The sequence below is a fragment of the Streptomyces sp. NPDC001381 genome (genome assembly GCF_042895685.1).
Lineage (GTDB): Bacteria > Actinomycetota > Actinomycetes > Streptomycetales > Streptomycetaceae > Streptomyces.
The window spans coordinates 125,386-144,261 of the sequence record NZ_JBIAWO010000003.1; the positions used below are offsets into that span (position 1 = coordinate 125,386).

13 protein-coding genes are annotated in these 18,876 nt (G+C 73.4%); 5 read left to right on the forward strand and 8 right to left on the reverse strand.

Going from position 1 to position 18,876, the window contains the following annotated elements:
* Window positions 1–43: 43 nt before the first annotated feature.
* Together ACFY2L_RS14160 and ACFY2L_RS14165 are read left to right on the forward strand one after the other, a co-directional pair.
* Complete coding sequence (locus tag ACFY2L_RS14160; protein WP_390661042.1) at window positions 44–511, forward strand: hypothetical protein; 468 nt, start codon at window positions 44–46, stop codon at window positions 509–511.
* Entirely contained in the window at window positions 508–1,068 is a 561-nt protein-coding gene (locus ACFY2L_RS14165) for an NIPSNAP family protein (protein ID WP_390822460.1), read from the forward strand. The genes ACFY2L_RS14160 and ACFY2L_RS14165 overlap by 4 nt, the downstream gene beginning before the upstream one ends.
* 283 nt (window positions 1,069–1,351) lie before the next feature.
* Here ACFY2L_RS14165 and ACFY2L_RS14170 read toward each other — a convergent pair whose 3' ends face one another.
* The 6 genes from ACFY2L_RS14170 to ACFY2L_RS14195 all read right to left on the reverse strand — a co-directional run bounded on the left by ACFY2L_RS14170 (window position 1,352) and on the right by ACFY2L_RS14195 (window position 11,859).
* The gene (locus tag ACFY2L_RS14170; protein WP_390822461.1) at window positions 1,352–3,535 is read right to left on the reverse strand and encodes an MMPL family transporter; all 2,184 of its coding nucleotides are present in this window, start codon (window positions 3,533–3,535) and stop codon (window positions 1,352–1,354) included.
* Between the two features lie 501 nt (window positions 3,536–4,036).
* Window positions 4,037–4,447 carry a hypothetical protein gene (locus tag ACFY2L_RS14175; protein WP_390822462.1) on the reverse strand — a complete coding sequence of 137 codons (411 nt, stop codon included), beginning with the start codon at window positions 4,445–4,447 and terminating at the stop codon, window positions 4,037–4,039.
* Between the two features lie 54 nt (window positions 4,448–4,501).
* Window positions 4,502–5,575 carry a LacI family DNA-binding transcriptional regulator gene (locus tag ACFY2L_RS14180; protein WP_390822463.1) on the reverse strand — a complete coding sequence of 358 codons (1,074 nt, stop codon included), beginning with the start codon at window positions 5,573–5,575 and terminating at the stop codon, window positions 4,502–4,504.
* Window positions 5,576–5,702: 127 nt separating this feature from the next.
* Window positions 5,703–8,375 carry a beta-galactosidase gene (locus ACFY2L_RS14185; protein WP_390822464.1) on the reverse strand — a complete coding sequence of 891 codons (2,673 nt, stop codon included), beginning with the start codon at window positions 8,373–8,375 and terminating at the stop codon, window positions 5,703–5,705.
* Between the two features lie 53 nt (window positions 8,376–8,428).
* Window positions 8,429–10,201 (reverse strand): beta-galactosidase family protein, encoded by a 1,773-nt coding sequence (locus ACFY2L_RS14190; RefSeq protein ID WP_390822465.1) that lies wholly within the window; start codon window positions 10,199–10,201, stop codon window positions 8,429–8,431.
* 461 nt (window positions 10,202–10,662) lie between these two features.
* Window positions 10,663–11,859, reverse strand: a complete 1,197-nt coding sequence (locus ACFY2L_RS14195) for an MFS transporter (protein WP_390822466.1) — start codon at window positions 11,857–11,859, stop codon at window positions 10,663–10,665.
* 243 nt (window positions 11,860–12,102) lie between these two features.
* On the opposite strand from ACFY2L_RS14195, the gene ACFY2L_RS14200 reads away from it, so the two are divergent.
* Window positions 12,103–14,103 (forward strand): SMI1/KNR4 family protein, encoded by a 2,001-nt coding sequence (locus ACFY2L_RS14200; RefSeq protein WP_390822467.1) that lies wholly within the window; start codon window positions 12,103–12,105, stop codon window positions 14,101–14,103.
* Window positions 14,104–14,245: 142 nt separating this feature from the next.
* Entirely contained in the window at window positions 14,246–15,655 is a 1,410-nt protein-coding gene (locus ACFY2L_RS14205) for an acyltransferase (RefSeq protein ID WP_390822468.1), read from the forward strand.
* A 186-nt stretch (window positions 15,656–15,841) separates the two neighbouring features.
* On the opposite strand, the gene ACFY2L_RS14210 is transcribed toward ACFY2L_RS14205, so the two are convergent.
* Window positions 15,842–16,927: a Ku protein gene (locus ACFY2L_RS14210; RefSeq protein ID WP_390822469.1), complete on the reverse strand. Its 1,086-nt coding sequence runs from the start codon at window positions 16,925–16,927 to the stop codon at window positions 15,842–15,844.
* A gap of 150 nt (window positions 16,928–17,077) precedes the next feature.
* On the opposite strand from ACFY2L_RS14210, the gene ligD reads away from it, so the two are divergent.
* Complete coding sequence (gene ligD / locus ACFY2L_RS14215) at window positions 17,078–17,968, forward strand: non-homologous end-joining DNA ligase (protein ID WP_390661053.1); 891 nt, start codon at window positions 17,078–17,080, stop codon at window positions 17,966–17,968.
* A 67-nt stretch (window positions 17,969–18,035) separates the two neighbouring features.
* On the opposite strand, the gene ACFY2L_RS14220 is transcribed toward ligD, so the two are convergent.
* Window positions 18,036–18,839, reverse strand: coding sequence for a nuclease-related domain-containing protein (locus tag ACFY2L_RS14220; RefSeq protein ID WP_390822470.1), 804 nt, complete (start codon window positions 18,837–18,839; stop codon window positions 18,036–18,038).
* Window positions 18,840–18,876: the final 37 nt, after the last annotated feature.

Genomic DNA, 18,876 nt, shown 5'->3' on the forward strand with positions numbered 1-18,876 from the left:
CACTGACAGGAGATGTCAGTGGAGCGCCCCTAGCCTGCGGCGCATGAACGACTTCGACTTCCTGCACGGCTTCTGGGACGTGGCCAATCGCCGTCTCACCACACCGCTCTCCTCGGGCCCCGACACCTGGGTGGAGTTTCCCGGCCACTCGGTGATCCGGCCGCTGTTCGGGGGCGCGGGCAACATCGACGAGGTCACCTTCCCCACCCTCGGCCGTCAGGGCGTGACCCTGCGGCTCTTCGACCACGAGACGAAGCAGTGGTCGATCTACTGGTCCGACAGCCGGACAGGCCGGCTGGATCCCCCGGTGGTCGGCGCCTTCACCGGCGACCGCGGTGACTTCCACGGCCAGGACATCCATGGCGGCCGCCCGATCCGCGTGCACTTCACCTGGTACCGCCTCGGCCCGGACACCGCCCGCTGGGAGCAGGAGTTCTCCGCGGACGAAGGCCGCACATGGGAGCTCAACTGGACCATGCACCTCACCCGCACCGGGCAGGCCGGCGCATGAGCGTCGTCGAACTCCGGCAGTACAGCCTGCACCCCGGCACCCGGGAGACGCTGATCGAGCTCTTCGAGCGGGAGTTCGTGATCGGTCAGCGGGCGGTCGGCATCACCGTCGGCGGCCGCTTCCGTGACCTGGACGACCCGGACCGCTTCGTCTGGCTGCGCTCGTTCCCCGACATGGCGCACCGCCGGCGTGCGTTGGAGGCGTTCTACACCGGTCCGGTCTGGCGGAAGCACCGCGACGCGGCCAACGCCACCATGGTCGACAGCGACGACGTCCTGCTGCTGCGCGGGCCGGGCTTCACCCCTCCGCGCGGCGCCCGTGAAGTGCTCGCAACCGTCTGCCACCCCGCCGACGCCGCCGCCTTCGACGCTTATGCCGCCCGGCATCTGGGTCCGGGCCACGCGCTGCACCGCACCGAGCACGCTGAGAACGACTACCCCCTCCTGCCCGTCCGTGCCGGAGACGACGTCCGCGTCTGGTTCGGTCCGGCCGAGCCACCGCCCTGGCCGACCCGGCGGTTGCGGCTGGAACCCGTGAGGCCTTGGCCGACTGCGTGACAACGCCGACGCAGGCGGCGGGCGGCGGGCGGCGGGCGGCGGGCGGCGGGCGGCGGGCGGCGGGCGGCGGGCGGCGGTGGACGACAGCGGACTGTGCGGACCGTCGCAGCAGGCGGCAGGCGCAGGACCTCGATGCGGTTGCCGGCCCGCACGGCGACCTCCGTGGGGTCGACTCCCGCATTCGGTCTCCCCCGGGTCGGTGCACTCCTTGCGGACCGAGGGGCTACTCCGGTGGACGGCGAGGAGATGCCTTGGTTCCCGTCGACGCGGGTGGCGGTGGGCCTCAGTCGTGGGAGAAGCGGACGTCGGGCAGCACGCGGCGCAGCCATGCCGGGCTCCACCAGGCGGCGTGTCCGGTCAGGCGCAGCAGGGCCGGCAGCAGCACCAGGCGGACCAGCAGGGCGTCGAGCAGGACGGCGATGCCGAGGATGATGCCCATCTCCTTGGGTGGCAGGGGGCCGGAGAGGGCGAAGGTGAAGAACACGGCGACCATGACGGCGGCGGCCGCGAAGATGACCCGGCCGGAGTGGGCCAGGGAGCCGACGAGTGCCTCGCGGGGGTCACCGCTGCGTTCGTAGTGTTCCTTGGCCGAGGAGAGCAGGAAGACGGTGTAGTCCATGGCGATGGCGAAGATCATCGCGAAGAAGAACACCGGGGCCCAGCCGTCGAGGAAGCCCTGCGAGGTGAATCCGAGCAGGTCCGCTCCGTGGCCCTCCTGGAAGATCAGGCGGCCCGCGCCGAACGCGGCGCCCGTGGACAGCAGGCTGGTGAGCACCCCGAGGGCGGCGATCAGCGGAGCCTGGAGTGCCACCAGCAGCAGGACCAGTCCCAGGACGAGGACGACGCCGATGACCAGGGGGGTCCTGTCGGTCAGCAGCCGCTGGAGGTCGAGGTTGTCGGCGGCGGCGCCGCCGACCAGGGCGTCGTCGGGCAGTTCGGCACGGAGCCGGTTGACGGTGGCGCCCAGGGCGGGATCGGAGGGGTCGACGTCGGGGACGGCCTGGATCAGGGACCAGCCCGAGCCGTCGGCGGCCTGCTGGGCGGGCAGCACGCCGGCGATGCCCCGGGTGTCCTGCACCTCGGCGGTGACGGCGGCGGCCTGTCCGGTGGGGGTGACGATCTGCAGGGCGCCGGGGGCTCCGGGGCCGAAGGCGTCCTGTACGAGTCCGTAGGCGACACGGGCGGAGGCGTCCTCGGGCAGCACGATGATGGAGGGCATCGCCGTACGCAGTCCGATCACGGGAACGGCCAGGGCGACCAGGACGGCGAGCGCCGCGGCGCCGTACAGGACGGGGCGGCGCCACAGACGTTCACCCCACGCGGCGAAGCGGGGCGAGCGGTGCTCTCCGACGCGGGCCCAGGGCAGGGCGACCGCGTCGACCCGCCGCCCCAGCCTGCCCAGTACGGCGGGCAGGAGGGTGAGTGTGGCGGCCAGGACGAACAGGACGGCGAGCATGATGCCGCCCGTCACGGAGCGGAAGGCCGGGGACGGCACGAGCATGACCGCCGAGAGGCTGACCAGCATGGTGACGCCGGAGAGCAGCACGGCCTTGCCCGCGGTGTCCATGGTCTCGGTGACGGCCTGCACGACGGTGTGCGCGCGGGCTCGGGCGCCGCGGAAGCGCATCACCAGGAAGAGCGCGTAATCGATGCCCAGGGCCAGGGCGAACATCAGCGCGAAGTTCATCGCCCAGATCGAGATCGGCGTCAGCTCGGTGAGCAGCACCAGCGTGCCGGCGGAGGCGACCAGTCCGGCCAGGGTCAGCAGCAGCGGCAGTCCGGCGGCGACCAACGAGCCGAAGGCCAGGACCATGATGGCCAGCGTCACCGGCCAGGACAGCACCTCCGAGCGGATCATCGCGTCGTGGTTGGCGATGTTGAAGTCGCTCCACAGGACCGAGGAGCCGGTGGCGTGCACGGTGACACCGTCGCCGGACAGATCGGTCAGCCGCTCCTTCAGGTCGTCGGCGACCTCGACCATGTCATTGGTGTCCGCTCCCGCGCCGCCGAGCACGATGGCGGTGCGCCCGTCGGCGCTGATGGTGGCGCCGGGCCGCGGCGGGATCACCGTGTCGATGCGGTCGTCGTCCTCGAGGACGGCGGTGGCCCGGTCGATGACCTTCTGGACGGACGGGTCGGTGACGGGCCGGTCCGCGGCGACCACCACCTGCAGGGCGGACGAGGCGTTGCCGCCGAAGTGCTTCTGGGCGATCTCCCGGACGGTGACCGACTCCGAGCCGTCGGCCTGCCATCCGGCCCCGGACAGCGCGGCGTTGACCTGCGGGGCGAAGGCACCCAGCCCGATCACCACCACGGCCCACACCAGCACCACCAGCCTGAAGTGGGTCGCGGCCCACGCACCGAGGCGGCCCAGCGGTCCCGGACGGGTGGTGTCGGTCCCGCTCCGGGCGTCGGGATCGCCGGGTTCGCCGGGATCGCCGGGGTGCGGGGAGGGACCGGTGTGCATCGCGTCTCCTCCGCACGTCACGGCAGGCCTGGGACAATCTGGCTGTGACACGACCATAAGGACGCCCTGCACCAAGGGCGACTCGGGCGTGCATGCCGGGTACGCCGTTCGGAGGTGCCGCTGCGGAAGTGCGGCACGGCCCAGCAGACCGCGCTTGCGCCGGGGGTGAGTTCGGCCATGTGCCGGGCCGGTTTCGGCGGCTGGGTCGATCCCGTCGGCAGTCGGCCGGGCCGGTTCGGCGGCGGTCTGCCGGGCCGGTTCGGCGGCGGTCTGCCGGGCCGGTTCGGCGGCGGTCTGCCGGGCTGGTTCGGCGGCTGGGTCGGTCCCGTCGGCGGTCGGCCGCCCGCCTTCCCGGGGCCGGTGCGCGGGCGGACCGGCGGCGCCGGGGAGGTCTGTTCTGGCCGCCCCCGGCCGAGTCGGTGGTGGGCCGGGGGCTTCGTGCGTGGTGAGGGGGCCGACGAGGTCCGTGGTGCCGTTGGAATCGCCGAGCTCGTCGAGGGATCAGACGGGGATCCAGTCGGGCCACTGCGGGGGGACGTTGCTCACGGGGCAGAGGCCGGAGTCGCCGGGGTAGCCGGCCAGGGTTCCCCGGGTGGCGAAGAGCCACCATGCGGGCCCGATCGTCACGGCGACGACCAGGAGGGTCGGGAGTGTGGCGCGGATCGCCGTCGGCGCGTGCCGGGACAGGCGGCGGGCGAGGGCCAGCGCCGCGAGGGCGAGGAGCGCCTCGGCCCCCACCACCAGGGGGAGCAGGACGTTGAGTTCGAGACGTCCGCCGGCGTCGTAGCCCGCGTCGCAGTACGCGCGTGCCCAGACGGTCAGCGACCAGACGGCGTAGCCCGTGGCGGCTCCGAACACCGCGGAGCCCGCCCAGGGGAGACAGGAGTCGGATCTCGGGTTGGCTGTGTGCACGATCTGACACGACATCGGACGTGGCGTTCGCGGTTCCGTACGATGCCGCGCTCGTCAGACGGGGACGCGGCGGGTGCTGGCGCGGGCGCGCAGTTCCACGGGGACGAGGGTCAGAGGGGGCACCGCGGTGTCCGGGGCGGTGGAGGCGTCGATGCGGGTCAGGAGGATGCGCAGCGAGATGGTGCCGATGTCCGTGAAGTCCGTGCGGATGGTGGTGAGCGGGGGGAGGAAGTGGGCGGCCTCGGGGATGTCGTCGTAGCCGACCACGCTGACGTCCTCGGGAACGCGGCGGCCGGCCTCGTGGAGGGCGCGCAGGACGCCCAGGGCCATCTGGTCGTTCGAGACGAAGATCGCGGTGACGGACGGGTCCCTGGCGAGTTCGCGGCCCAGGTCGTAGCCGGAGTCGGCGCTCCAGTCGCCGATGAGGGGCGGGTGGATCTCGGCGCCGGCCGCCTTCAGGGTGTCCCGCCAGCTGTCCGCCCGGCGGTCGGCCGACGTCCAGCCCGTCGGGCCCGCCACGTGCCGGACGGTCGGGTGGCCGAGCGCGAGCAGGTGCTCGGTGGCCTTGCGGGCGCCGGTGCGGGCGTCCGAGGTGACCATGGGGGTGCCGTCGCCCAGGTCGTTGTCCATGACCACCAGAGGAGTGTCCAGGCGGGCCTCGGCCAGGGCTCGGGCCACCCACAGCTGGGGGGCGATCGCGATCACGCCGTCCGCGCCCTCCGCCGAGAGACGGTCCGCGGCCTGCACCACGGTTGCCTTGTCGGCCGTGTCCAGCGCGATCGAGCTCACCAGGTAACCGGCCTCCTGCGCGGCCGTGTTGATCGCGGTCAGGGTGGAGGCGGGGCCGTAGCGGGCGGCGTCGAAGGAGATCACGCCGAGCATGCGGGTGCGGCCGCTGGCCAGCGAACGGGCGCTGCGGCTGGGGCGGTAACCGAGGGTGCGCATCGCCGCCCGCACGGCCTCGCGGGTCTCGGCGCGTACGGCCGGGTTGTCGTTGAGCACCCGCGAGACCGTCTGCTTGGACACACCGGCCAGTTTCGCCACGTCGTCCATCACGGGGCGCGCGCCGGCGAAGTTGCGGCGGCTGCGTCCCCTGGTCGCCGGGCCGTCGGCGGCGCTTGGCGTCATGGTGGGTGCTCTGCTTCCTTCGGCCTGGGCTGCTCCGCGGGCGTGCCGGGTGACGGCCGCGGATCCGCCGGGCCTGCCCCGCCCGGCTGACCCACAGGATAGGCCGGGCGGGGTGGACGGACCCGGGTCAGGTCTGTCGGAGCGTCCAGCGGCGGCGCGTCACCCACTCCGCGCGCCGCACCTCCGCCACGCCCACCGGGGCCTCCCCCGGCGCGTACACCTTCGCCCCCGCGGCCGGCGGCAGCAGCTTCAGGAACACGGGCTCCGCGGGCGGCAGCCGGTCCGGGGCCAGGTCCCACGGGCGGCCGGCGAAGAACTGGTCGGCCACCAGCCGCTCCCCCACGTACGCACGCGCCACGTCACCCGTCCAGTGCAGGCGCAGCAGGGTGCCCTCGGGGAGCTCGCGCGGGATGTCCACCCGGTACACCGCCGCTACGGCGTCGTAGTGCTCGTCGGCCGGGGCGCTCGCGCGGCCCAGGACACCGGTCTGGGGTGAGGGTGGCGGGCCCGGCGGGCGGAGGAGAGTGAGGGAGGGGTCGGGGAGGAAGGTGGCTTCGGGGGGTGTGCTCGTTTCGAGGGGTGGGGTGGTTTCGGAGGACGGGTTCCGGCCCGCGTCCGGGGTCTGGTTCGGGATCGGGGTCTGGATCGGGTCCGGGTTCAGGTTCGGGTTCGGGTTCGGGTCCGGGTTCGGGTCCGGGTTCGGGTTCGGGTTCAGGTTCGGGTTCGGGTTCGGGTTCGGGACGAAGGTGTAGCGGGTCAGGGCTCCGTCCCTGGTCTGGTGCAGCGTGGCCCCGGAGACGGTCGGGGGGTGCTGCGGGGCGGGCAGGACCGCGAAGGAGGCCGGCGGGGTGGAGGGGGAGGCGGGGGTGCGGGTGTGGAGGCGTACCTCGTTGCGCGTCTCGTCGAAGACCACGCCGTCCGTGCACAGGATGAGACGGGGGGCACCCCATGCCTCGCCCCGGTAGGCCGTGCGGGCGGTCCTCGCGTCCAGGACCAGCAGGGCCACCCGGGCGCCGTCGGCCGTCTCCGTCTCGACAAGGGCGTCGGTACCGGGGCGCAGGCCGGTGATCAGGACGCGGTCCGCGGTCCGGTGCACGGTTCCGCGTACGGGGCCGGGTCCGGGTACGGGGCCGGGACCCAGTCCGGGTCCGGGTCCGGTGATCCTGCCGACCGTCCTTGCGTCCAGGGCGAGTTCGGGCTCGATGCCGTCCGTCGCCGCCAGGACCAGTACCGTACGGCCGTCGTCGTCGGTGACCGTGCAGATCGGCTGGGCCGTGGCCCAGTCCAGGCGGAGGCCGGCCACCTCCAGGCGCAGGGGCCAGCAGAAGTAGGCGCCGGAGGGGACGGTGACGGGGGTGGCGGGCAGGCTCAGCGGCTCGCCCTCGGGGAACTCCACCTCGAACGTCGTCCCCGGGTGGTCCGGCAACGGCTCGTGCGGCTGGTGGTTGTTGACGAAGAGGAAGCCGGAGGAGCGGCCGTCGGTGCGGACCGCCCAGCGGAGGCTGTCGTGGTCGTGCTGGCCGTGCGGGCCGTCCGCAGGCAGCGCGGACTCCATGGGGGCGATCGTCTCCCCGAAGTCCGCCAGCAGCAGGTGCTGCAGGCGGAGTTCGTCGTACGACGGGCGGTACTGGCCGTACTCACCGAGCGGGGCCTGGAAGTCGTACGTGAGGACCGGGAGGTCGTTGGGGTAGGCGGTGGCGTGGGATTCCTGGAGGGTCGTGCGCTCACCCGGGGGGTTCGTGCCGCCGTGGAACATGTAGTAGCCCTGCCAGACCGAGCCGCAGCCGATCTTGGTGAGGCCGAGGGCACCGATGTCGGCGGCGTCGACGTGCGGGCGGCGGTGGTAGGCGACCGCCATGCCGCCGCCCAGTTCGCAGGTGACCCAGGGAAACCGGTCGGCGTACCCCGCCGGGTCCGTGCCGCGTACGGTCGTCGGGCGCAGGTCGGCGCCGATGCCCTCGTCGTCGCGCTGGTGGGTGAAGAAGAAGTGCTTGCGGCAGGTGTCGGGCCAGCCGCCGTCGGCCTCCGTCCAGAACGCCTCGGTGTAGCCGCCGTAGAGCGGGAGCAGTTCGTCGCCGGGGAGCTGGACCCCGCCCCAGGCCGTCGAGGTCCACAGGGGCGCGCCGAGACCGGCTTCCTGGGCCATGCGCTTCAGGGTCAGGAGGTGGCCGGGGCGGTCGTAGAGCTCGTTCTCGATCTGGATCGCGATGATCGGGCCGCCGGACGCCCGGTCCAGGCCGGTGAGTTGCCCGGCGATCGCCTCGAACCACGGTCGTACGGCCGTCAGGTAGGCGGGGTCGTCCGTACGCGGGGCGGTGGTGCGGGCCAGTACCCAGTCGGGGAGGCCGCCGTTGCGGACCTCCGCGTGGGACCAGGGGCCGATGCGCGGGATGAAGTCCAGGCCGTGGCGGGCGCAGAGGTGCGCGAAGCGGCGCAGGTCGCGGTTGTCGTCGAAGCGGATGTGGCCTTGGGTCTCCTCGTGGTGGATCCAGATGAGGTAGGAGGCGACGGCCGTCACGCCGCCCGCCTTCATCTTCAGCAGTTCCTCCTCCCATTCCCGGGCCGGGTAGCGGGAGTAGTGGAACTCGCCCGAGACCGGGAACCACGGCCGGCCGCCGCGGGTGAGCCAGCGGCTTGTCACCTCGATGGGGGCGGTGGGGGTGCTCGCGGCGGGGCGCCTGGTGGAGGTCCCGCTGGGGGCGCTCGCGGCGGTTGGGTCGGTGGAGGGGCCGGAGAACGGGAGGTGGCCTCGGAGCGGGGGTGCGGAGGGGGTGGGGACGCGGATGTGGTGGTGCGGCATCAGGAGGTCTCCGGGCGAGGTGGGCGGCGGGGCGGAGTGCTGTGCCGTACGCGTCAGGAGGGCTTCGGGCCGAGGTCGGGCTCGTCGGTGAGGTGGGCGCTTGTGGTCGTGGTGCCGTGGAGTTCCAGGAGGACCAGGTCGTTGGTGCCGGGGCGCAGGACGGGGGCCGGGACGTAGAGGGTGCGCTGGGGGCCGCGGTTCCAGTAGCGGCCGAGGTGGAAGCCGTTGATCCAGGCCTGGCCCTTGGTCCATCCGGGGAGGGAGAGGAAGGTGTCGGCGGGGGTGGAGATGTCGAATGTGCCGTAGTGGAAGGCCGGTTCGGCGGAGGTGGGGGTGGGGGTGGGGGCGAAGGTTGTGGGGAGTGGTGCCTCGTTCAGGGGGAGCGGGTGGCAGTCCCAGCCGCGCAGGGGCTCGCCGTCGAGGGTGACCGGGCCCAGCAGGCCCTTCGGGACGCCGATACGGGGGCCGTAGTTGACCCGGCCCATGTTCTCGACGAGTACGTCGAGGACGGCGCCGGCGCGGGGGACGTGGACGGGCAGCGTCTCGTCGAAGCGCTCGCGTTCGAGGACGCCTGCGGGGGCGCCGTCCAGGAAGACCTGCGCCCTGTCGCCCACCCCGCCCTCGAAGTGCAGCAGGCCGGGTCCGGGGTGGGGGACGGTGGTGCGGTAGTGGATGTATCCGGCTCGGTGGCCCAGCTCGTCCGCGGTGAGCGGGTCGGGGGCGTGGACCGCGGGACCGAGGTGGGCAAGGTGGCCGAGGTGGGCCAGGAGTGGGGCTTTGTGCGTCAACTCCACTGTGGTGGGGCGGAGTTTGGGTGCGGGGGACGGGGCCGGGTCGGACGGCATCGGGGCGTGCCGGGCTATCACCTCGCGGAATGCGTGGTACTTCGGGCCCGGGTCGCCGCTCTCCGTGAGGGGGGCGTCGTAGTCGTACGAGGTGATGGTCGGGGCGTAGGCGTGGTGGTGGTTGGCGCCGTTGGTGAAGCCGAAGTTGGTGCCGCCGTGGAACATGTAGATGTTGACGGAGGCGCCCGCGGAGAGGAGCCGGTCGAGGTCCGCGGCGGCGTCGGCCGCGTCCCGGCCGTGGTGCGGGCCGCCCCAGTGGTCGAACCAGCCGATCCAGAACTCCGCGCACATCAGGGGGCCCTCGGGCTGGGCCTCCCGGAGGCGGGCCAGGTGGTGGTCGACGCGGCTGCCGAAGGTGGCGGTGGCGAGGACGCCGGGGAGGGTGCCGCGGGTGAGGTGGTCGCCGTCGGCCTGGTCGCAGGTGAAGAGGAGTTCCTCGATGCCGCGGGAGCGGAGGCTGCTCTCCAGATGCTTGAGGTAGGCGGTGTCGTCGCCGTAGGCGCCGTACTCGTTCTCCACCTGTACGGCGATGACCGGGCCGCCCGACGCGGCCATGTACGGCAGGAGCGGGGGGAGGAGGAGGTCGAGGTAGCGGTCGACGGCGTCGGTGAAGCGGGGGTCGCTGGTGCGGAGGCGGATGTCGGGGTCGGTGGTCAGCCAGAAGGGGAGGCCGCCGCCGTCCCACTCGGCGCAGATGAACGGGCCGGGGCGGAGGAGGACGTGGAGTCCTTCCGCCTGGGCCAGGCGGAGGAAGCGGGGGAGGTCGAGGAGGCCGTCCAGGGCGAGGGTGCCGGGGGTGGGCTCGTGGAGGTTCCAGGGGATGTACGTCTCCACCGTGTTCAGGCCCATGAGGCGGGCCTTGCGGAGGCGGTCGGTCCACTGGTCGGGGTGGACGCGGAAGTAGTGGAGGGCGCCGGAGAGGATGCGGAACGGTTCGCCGTGGAGGAGGAAGCCGTGGGGGGTGGTGGTGAGGGCCGGCATGGGGTCTTCCCTTCCTTGGGGGCTTCTGCGGGGGCTTGGGGTGTGTCGCTTGCGGGTCTCTTGGTCTGGCGCCGGGGGGTGCGGGGCGGGGGCTGCCGAGCGGCTGGCGCCCAGGTCTTGCGTGTGTGGCGCCGGGGTTGTCTTGCGGGCGCTCGGCGCCGGGGGGCCTCGCGTCGGGGGGGGGGTGGGTCTGAGGTGCCTCGCGTCGGGGGTAACTCGCTTCGGGGTGCCTCGCGTCGGGGTGCCTCGCGTCAGAGGTGCCTCGCGTCAGAGGTGGGTCGGGGTCGTGGCGGTGCGGCGAGCCCGTCGCAGTCGGGCGTACTGCTGCCCGCTGCCCCAGTGGGACGTGGCAGAGACGAAGTAAGCGACGGGCTGCGCCGCACCGCCACGACCCGCTCCCGTCGTCGGGCGGGTGCGGGAAGGCGGGGGCGGCGGTGCGCGGGCCTGGTGGTGTCGTGGCGTCAGGGGGCTGTCGTGCGGGTCAGCCAGAGGGTGGCTGTCAGGCATGTGGCGGAGACCGCCGCCAGGAGGAGGGGTACGGCGTTGACGTCCGACCACTCGATGACCTTGCCGAGGGCTGGGCCCGCCGCGACGCCGCCGGCCATCGAGGCGGCTATGACCAGGGCGCCGGCGCGGCGGGCCTGGGGGGCGGCCCGGTGGAGCCACGGGAGGCCGGTGGGGAAGATCGGGGCGATGAAGAGGCCTACGGCTGCGTAGGCGTAGGGGGCGAGGGGCGGCAGGGCCGCCAGGAGCAGGGAGGCCGTCATGCCTGCGCAGGAGACCGTGATGATGGCTTGAGGGGAGAAGCGGAGGGCCAGGGGGGCCACCAGGAAGCGGCCGACGGTCATCATCAGCCAGTAGACGGAGGTGGCGGTGGCGGCCAGGGCGGCGCCGTAGCCGGCGGCCTCCAGGTGGGTGGGTTCCCAGCCGCCGACGCCGGCCTCGATGCCCACGTGCAGGACGTAGAGGGTGACGAAGACCGTCAGTACGGAGCGCAGGGCGGTGTGGGTGGTGGGGGTGCCGGAGTGGGGGGTGGGGTGGGGGGCTCTTTCGCGTACTCCTCGTAGGCAGAGGAGGAGGGGGAGGGTGGCCAGGGCGAAGGCCAGGAAGACGGTCGGGTAGTGGTCGGCGCCCGCGGCGCCGATCAGGGCTGGGCCGAGGATCGCGCCGATGCCGAAGTGGGCGTTGAGGATGTTGAGCATCGCGGTGGAGCGGTGGCCGAAGCCGACGGCGAAGAGCTGGTTGAGGCCGTAGTCGATGCCGCCGAAGCCGAGGCCTGCGAGGAGGGCGGCGGTGAGGGCCAGGGGCCAGGTCGGGGCGAGGGCGAAGGCCGCCGCGCCCAGGGCCATCAGGAGGTACGAGGCGCCCAGGAGCCGGCGGTTGCCGGTGCGGCCGTAGAGGCGGTCGAAGAGGAGGACTCCGGCCACGCCGCCGACGAAGTGGGCGCTCAGGGCCAGTCCGGCGAGGGAGGGGGCGAGGGCGAACTCCTCGCGGAGGGCGGGGATCGCGGGGCCGTAGAAGGCCTGGAGTGCGCCGATCAGGACGAAGCCGGCGCAGGAGGCGGCGACGGCCGGGGTGGTGAAGACGGGAGAGGTGGGTGCGTCCGGGCCGGCCGTCTGCGGTGGGGTGGGCCGGTGCTGCGTGGAGTGGTCGGTCACGCGGGCTCCAGGGGCGGACGGCCCACGGCGGTGTGGGCAGGGCTGTGATGCTCCGGACGAGCGTCGATGTTACCGGTAACATCGGTCGCGTCAAGGTGGTGTGCGTCGGTCGCGGCGGGTGGTTGGTGAGGGCTCCGCGCGTCCGGCGAGTCGTCCGGCCGCTGGTCACGGGGCGTTGTCAGTGGTGGCTGTCAGCATGGGGGCATGGTCGGAACGGGTGGGTTCGACGCGGGGGGAGTTCGCGTGGGCGAGGTGGCGTGGCGGGGCTTTCTGGAGCGGTGGAGTGCGGAGTGGGCCGACGCCTGGGATCCGGAGCAGTCGCCCGGGGAGCGGGACCGGGAGGCGCTGCGGGAGCGGTGGTTGGGGTCGCCCGGGGCGGACGAAGCGCGGATGGCCGCCGTCGAGGAGCGGCTCGGGTGCCGGCTGCCGCCTTCGTACCGGGCGTTCCTCGAGGTCAGCGACGGGTGGCGGCATGCCGGGGGGTTCGTGTCCGTGCTGGCCGGGACCGGGGAGATCCGTTGGTCCGAGGACGTGGCCGGACTCGGGCAGGCGTTGCGGGAGGAGTTGGACGAGGACTCCCCTCGGGAGGAGGTGCTCGCCGCGGCGGTGTGGGAGCGGGCCCTGCGGCTGGATGTGGAGTCGGACGCGACGTATGTGGTGATGGGCCCGGACGACGTCGACGCGGCCGGTGAGTGGGCCGTGTACGTGTGGGCGGGCTGGCGGGCGGCTCCGCCCGAGCGGTACGGGTCCTTCCGGGAGTTCATGGAGGCGATGCACCGGGAGTTCCACTGTCTGGAGTCGGGCCGCTCGGGCGCTTCGTTCGTCAACGACACGACGCGGGAGCAGGACGCCGCCGTGGAGGAGGCCCGGCTGGCGGCGCTCAGCGGGCGGTACGAGCGGGCGGAGGCCGCGCTGGAGGAGGCCCTGGCGTACGGCAGACCACGGGCGAGGGGGCTGTACGACCAGATCCGGCGGCTGACGGGGCACACCTACGCGGCCGACTTCGATCGGCTCGCCTTCGATCCGGTGTACGCGCCCGAGTTGCTGGCCGTACTCGCGGCCGACCATGTGCGCGACAGCTGGAAGGACGACGCGGCCTGGACCGGACTCTTCCGGGGCGCGGGTGAGGCGGTGCGGGAGCTGGGTGGGTCACTGCTCGGTCAGGTGCGGGACGGTACGTACCGGTACACCGCCGAGGGGCCGTTCGGGCGGGCCGTGGAGGAGGCGCGGGAGCAGGCCCGCTGGGGACGGACGGACGAGGCGTGGCGCATTCTGCGGGCGGCGCTGCCGCTGTGGCGGCCGCTGGGGCCGGAGCATCTGGCGCCGGTGGGGCTGCTCGCCGATCCGTTCCTCGGTCAGGTGTGCGGCATCCCCGAGCGGGGGCGGGAGTTGCTCGCCACGCCGCGGGCCGGGGAGACGGGGGACGTGCCCGTGCCCGCGGCCGACGTCGATCCGCCGGGGCTGGCGTGGCTGGCCGACGCGGACGACGGCGAACTGGGGGCGGGCTACCGGTTCGTGCTCGTCGAAGGCGTTCGGCCGGACGAGCTGCCCGAGCTCCTGGGGGCCGAGGGTGTGTCCGGGCTGCGGGGGCCGCAGAGCCGGTTCGAGGCGCTCTTCCGGGCGGGACGTGGGGCCGGGCCGGGGGCAGCTGAGGCGTCCGAGGCCACCGAGGCCGGCCACTGGGAGGATCGGGCGGTCGCGGCGGCGGTCGGTCTGGCCGGGGAGGGCTGGAGCTTCGTGTTCGACGGGCGGCCGCAGCCGTTCAACGCGCAACGGTTCGTGTCGCCTGCTGTGGTCGCCTCCGGGGGCGCCTTTGACGAGGGGTCAGCCTCTGTCGGGGGCGGGGGCGCCGTTGCGGGCGGCAGGGGCGGGCGTCGGGCGGTGGTGGTGTGGAGTTCGCCCGCGGCGCGTCCGGGGCGGCCGGGGGTGTTTCATCTCTCCGTCGCGCGGGGCGGCGAGGAGCGGTACGCCTTCACCGTGCGGGGCGGGGAGACGACCGAGCGGCGCGGAGCCGTACCCGAGCCGCTCGATCCGGACCGCTTCTTCGGGAGGGGCGGCACGGGCGAGGCGGGGCTGCTGGACGCCGTCGCCGGTGAGTTCGGGGTCGGACTCCCCCGGTTCGCCCTGACCCGGGGGCGGGCGTACACCCTCACCACCCGGTCCTGGACCCGGCCTCCGGAACCCGGTGAACCGATGGCCGTCCTCCGCTTCGTTCGGTCCCGGGGCTCGGCGCGCGACGCGTAGCGCCGGGGAGGCCGGCGCCGTGGTGCAGGGAGGCAGGCGCGGTGGTGTGGGAGGCCGCCGGTGGTGTCGGGCCGGGCACGGGTTGGTTGCGACAAGAGTTCTGCGGTGTCCGGGAGTTGGCGGGACGGGAGCATGTGTGGGCATGGGCAGCGATCGGGACCGGTACGTCGATTTCCTGCGGGCGTGGGCCATCGTGCTGGTCGTGCTGGGGCACTGGCTGATCACGGGACTGGTCCGGCATCCGGACGGGCGGATCACGGCGCCGGAGCTGCTGGCGACCGTGCCCTGGACGCAGTGGCTGACGCTGGGCTTCCAGATCATGCCGCTGTTCTTCCTCGCCGGAGGACATGCGGCGGGCGGTTCCTGGGTGCGGGCGCGGGCCGGCGGCGGGACGGCTGCGGGGTGGGTGGGACAGCGGGCGGTGCGGTTGCTGCTGCCCGTGGCCGCGTACTGCTGTCTCGTGCTGCTGGCGGCGGGTGTCTGCTCGGCGGCCGGCGTGGATCCGGGCACGCTCGCGCTGGTGGGGTGGGCGATGGCGATGCAGTTCTGGTTCCTGCCGGTGTACCTGCTGCTCAGCGCCCTGACTCCGGCGCTGCACGCACTGCATCGGCGGTGGGGGCCACGGGTTCCCTTGGCGATGGGGGTGGTGGCTCTCGCGGTGGGTGCGGCGGTGGCCGGAGGTGGTGACGGGCGGTATGCGGGGGCCGTCGAGGCTCTGGGGGCGCTGAACTACCTGCTGGTGTGGGGGGTGGTCTACCAGCTCGGGTTCTGCTGGCGGGACGGGCTGCTGGGCGGGAGCGGCGTGGGGGACGGGAGCGGCGTGGAGGGCGTCAGGGGCGGGAGCGGCGTGCGGGGCGCGTGGCGGGTGGCCGGCGTCATGGCGGTGGGGGGCGGGGCCGGGTTCGCGCTGCTCGTCGGGCTCGGGCCCTTTCCCGTGAGTCTGATCCTGGTGACCGGGCAGGATCCGAGCAACACCGACCCGCCGTCGGTGGCCATGCTGGCGTGGGCGGTGGCGCAGGTCGGGGTGTGCCTGCTCGTCGCGCCGGGCGTGCGGCGGATGCTGGAGGGCGCGGCGGTGTGGCGGTGGGTGCGGGGGCTGGGGGCCGCGAGCATGACGCTCTATCTGTGGCACATGCTGCCGGTGCTGGTGGTCGCCGCCGCCTTCTATCTGACCGGCCTGGCGCCGCAGCCCGCGTACGGCTCGCCGGGGTGGTGGGGGTTGCGGGTGCCGTGGCTGCTGGTGCTCGGGGGCGTTCTGGGGTGCGTCGTGGCCGCGCTGCGGCCGCTGGAGCGGGTGCTGGCGGTGCTGGGAGCGCGGGTGCGGCCCGAAGCCGGGCTCCGGGGAGTGGCGGCCTGGCGGCTGTGGGGCGGGATCGGGGTGAGCGTGTGGGCGTTGACCTACTTCGCCGGGCACGGCTTCGCGTACGGGGGCCGCTTCCCGCTCGCCGCCGCGGTGGGGCTGGCGCTGGGGACGGGGCTGGTGATGTTTCCGCGGCGGAGGGACGGGGGTGGGGCGGTCGGAGTGCAGGGGGTCTTGGAGGAGGCCGCTTGAGGGGAGGCCGCTTGAGGGGAGGCAGGGAGCTGGGGAGGGGAAGGAGGGGCTTCGGGGAGGGCGGAGAGGGGCTGTGTGAGGGAAGGCCGGGGGCTCGCGTGGAGGGGGAAGCCGGGGCTGCGGGGCCTTGGGGTGTCGGGTTGAGCGCGGTTGCGGCGTCCGCCGCCTCCTGGGTGGCCCCAGGGGTCAGGCCGTGCGTTTGCGGGCCGTCGTCTTCTTCGCCGCCGTCTTCTTCGCGGCGGTCTTCTTCGTGGTGGTGGTCTTCTTCGCCGCCGTGCTCCTGGACTGCGACTGCGTCGCCTTCTTCGCGGTCTGGGCCGATTTCGCGGTCTTCGCCGTCTTCGCCGTCGACTTCCTCGCGGAGCCGGACGCCGCCGTCGCCTTCTTCGCCGTGGACGTCGACTTCTTGCCGCCCGTCTGTTTGGGGGACGCACCCGCCGTCTTGCGCTCCGGGAGGGGTCTGACGTCCGCCTCGTCCGGGGCCTCCGTCGCCTCGCCGCGCGACTCCTTCGCCGCGCGCACGCTCTTCTCCAGGGCCGCCATCAGGTCCAGGACCTTGCCGCCGGACGGTGCGGAGGGGGCCTCGGGGGGTGTCTCGCCGGCCGCCTTCGCGGCGACCACCTCCTCGACGGCCTCGCGGTACTCGTCGTGCAGGTCGTCCAGGTCGACCTCGCCGAGGGTGTCCATCAAGGCGTCCGCGAGATCGAGCTCCTTGTCGCGGACGGTGACGTCGGTGTCCGGGGCGACGCCCTCGGGGGCGCGGACCTCGTCCGGCCAGAGCAGGCCGTGCATGGCGATGGCGTCGCCGACCACGCGGAGCATGCCGAGGCGTTCGCGGCCGCGGAGGGCGTACTTGGCGATGGCGACCTTGTTGCTGCGCTTCAGCGCCTCCCGCAGGAGGGTGTACGGCTTCGCCGCGGGGGCGCCGCCCGCCTGGAGGTAGTACGCGGCGTCCATCTGGAGGGGGTCGATCCGGTCGCCCGGCACGAAGGCGACGATCTCGATCGTCTTCGCGGTCGGGATCGGCAGGTGGGACAGGTCCTCGTCGGTGATCGGGATGATGGTGCCGTCCGCGTCCTCGTACCCCTTCCCGATCTCCGCGGAGCTCACCTCGCGGTCCTCCAGCTCGCACACCTTGCGGTAGCGGATGCGGCCGCCGTCCTCGGTGTGGATCTGGCGGAAGGAGATCGAGTGGCTCTCGGTGGCGTTCACCAGCTTGATCGGGATGCTGACGAGGCCGAAGGAGATGGCGCCGTTCCAAATGGATCGCACGGGCAGCGTCCTCCTGAACCGTCGTGTCGGACTGGAGCGTCCTGTCGGGCTGGACCTTCGTGTCCGGCTGGACCTTCGTGGTCGGCTGAACCTTCATGGCCGGCATGTACGCGTAGGCGTTTTGTGCCGATTTCATGTGATTCTCATCGTATGACGCCGATCACAGAGGTGGAGGGGCGGAGGCTCGCGCTCAGCAATCTGGAGAAGGTGCTCTATCCGGCCACCGGCTTCACCAAGGGCGAGATGCTGCACTACTACGTCACGGTCGCCGACGCCCTGCTCCCCCATCTGCGCGACCGGGCGCTGTCCTTCCTGCGCTATCCGGACGGGCCGGACGGGCAGGTGTTCTTCGCCAAGAACGTGCCGCCGGGGACGCCCGAGTGGGTCACCACCGCCCAGGTTCCGCGGTCGGAGGGGCCGGCCCGGATGGTGGTCGTGCAGGATCTGGCGAGCCTGGTGTGGGCGGCGAATCTCGTGACCGAGTTCCATACGCCCCAGTGGGTGGTCCAGGATCCCGAGCAGGCCGACCGGCTGGTCTTCGACCTGGATCCGGGAGCGCCGGCGAGTGTGGTCGAGTGCTGCGAGGTCGCGTTGTGGCTGCGGGAGCGGCTGGCGGCGGACGGGATCGAGGCGTTCGCGAAGACCTCCGGGTCCAAGGGGCTGCATCTGCTGGCGGCGGTGCGGGGTGCGTCCTCCGAACAGGTCAGCGAGTACGCCAAACGGCTGGCCGTGGAGGCGGAGCGGGCGATGCCCGAACGGGTGCTGCACCGGATGACGCGGAGTCTTCGGCCCGGGAAGGTGTTCGTGGACTGGAGTCAGAACGCGGCACGGAAGACGACGGCGGCGCCGTACACGCTGCGGGCCCGGGAGGAGCCGTTCGTGTCGGCGCCGGTGAGGTGGGAGGAGGTGGCGGAGGTCGTGGAGGTCCGGGTGGCTGAGCGGTTGGCGCTGCGGGCGGAGGATGTGGTGGGGCGGGTGCGGGAGTGGGGGGATCTGCTGGCGCCGCTTTTCGATGCCGGGCGGGCGGGATCACTGCCGTGAGCGGGGGTGGGTGGGGGTGGGTTTTCGCGCCGCCGCCCCCCTTCGGCCCTCGCCCGAGCGGGGTGGGTCAGAGGTGGGTCCAGGTTTTGCGGTCGCGGGCCATCGCGTGGAGGGCCTCCACGTCCGCCGGCTTCAGGACGCCGCCGAGGCGGGCGAAGCCCTCGATCTCGGAGTCCGTGAGGACGCGCACCTCGCGGGGTGCCGTCGTGAAGGTCACGTCCGTGGGGCCGACGAGGGCCAGGACGGGGCGGACCTCGGCGGTGAGAGCGTGGGAGACGCGGCCGGCGTCGGCGCGGATGCGGCGGAGCAGCGGTTCCGGGGCGCGCCGGCCCAGGGTGACGAGGGGGTCGGCGATCCGTACCCGCTGCTTGCGGGCGTGGAGGGTGTGGATCGAGAACAGACCGCCGGGGCCGATGGCCAGGTGGTGGACGCGGTCGCCGCCGGGGAGGGTGAGCGAGTGGAGGGTGTGCCAGCCGGCGCCGTCGAGACGGTCCAGGGCCGCGCCCACCGTCTGTTCGGCGGTCAGCGCGTGGCGGCGCGGGTCGGGCCGCAGGCGGTGGGCGGGGCCGGGGTCGCGGTCAAGGGCGATCAGGAGGGCCTCGCCGGGACGGTTGGGGGCGAGGTCGTCGTCCGGATGGAGGGTGAGGCGGGCCAGTTCCGCCGGGGTCGGCACCGGGGGCGGCCCGACGGTGACCGAGCCGGTGAGGAAGGGGCCCAGGGCCTCGAGCACGTCCTCCCTGCGGTCGTCGGCGAGCAGGTTGATCCTGGCTGCCTCACGGTCGTACCAGGCGATGTTCCTGCCGTCCGTGAGACAGACGTAGAGCCGTTCCCGGCCGTGCCGCCAGGTCGGTACGACGCGCAGTCCGGTCATGCACCATCACCCCACGACCATGGGAACAGGCGGGGTG

Excerpts from the sequence above, each read along its gene's own strand:
- ACFY2L_RS14185 (WP_390822464.1), bottom strand. The coding sequence starts at position 8,375 with ATGCCGCACCACCACATCCGCGTCCCCACCCCCTCCGCACCCCCGCTC.
- ACFY2L_RS14205 (WP_390822468.1), top strand. The coding sequence starts at position 14,246 with ATGGGCAGCGATCGGGACCGGTACGTCGATTTCCTGCGGGCGTGGGCC.
- ACFY2L_RS14170 (WP_390822461.1), bottom strand. The coding sequence starts at position 3,535 with ATGCACACCGGTCCCTCCCCGCACCCCGGCGATCCCGGCGAACCCGGC.
- ACFY2L_RS14190 (WP_390822465.1), bottom strand. The coding sequence starts at position 10,201 with ATGCCGGCCCTCACCACCACCCCCCACGGCTTCCTCCTCCACGGCGAA.
- ACFY2L_RS14165 (WP_390822460.1), top strand. The coding sequence starts at position 508 with ATGAGCGTCGTCGAACTCCGGCAGTACAGCCTGCACCCCGGCACCCGG.
- ACFY2L_RS14180 (WP_390822463.1), bottom strand. The coding sequence starts at position 5,575 with ATGACGCCAAGCGCCGCCGACGGCCCGGCGACCAGGGGACGCAGCCGC.
- ACFY2L_RS14160 (WP_390661042.1), top strand. The coding sequence starts at position 44 with ATGAACGACTTCGACTTCCTGCACGGCTTCTGGGACGTGGCCAATCGC.
- ACFY2L_RS14220 (WP_390822470.1), bottom strand. The coding sequence starts at position 18,839 with ATGACCGGACTGCGCGTCGTACCGACCTGGCGGCACGGCCGGGAACGG.
- ligD (WP_390661053.1), top strand. The coding sequence starts at position 17,078 with ATGACGCCGATCACAGAGGTGGAGGGGCGGAGGCTCGCGCTCAGCAAT.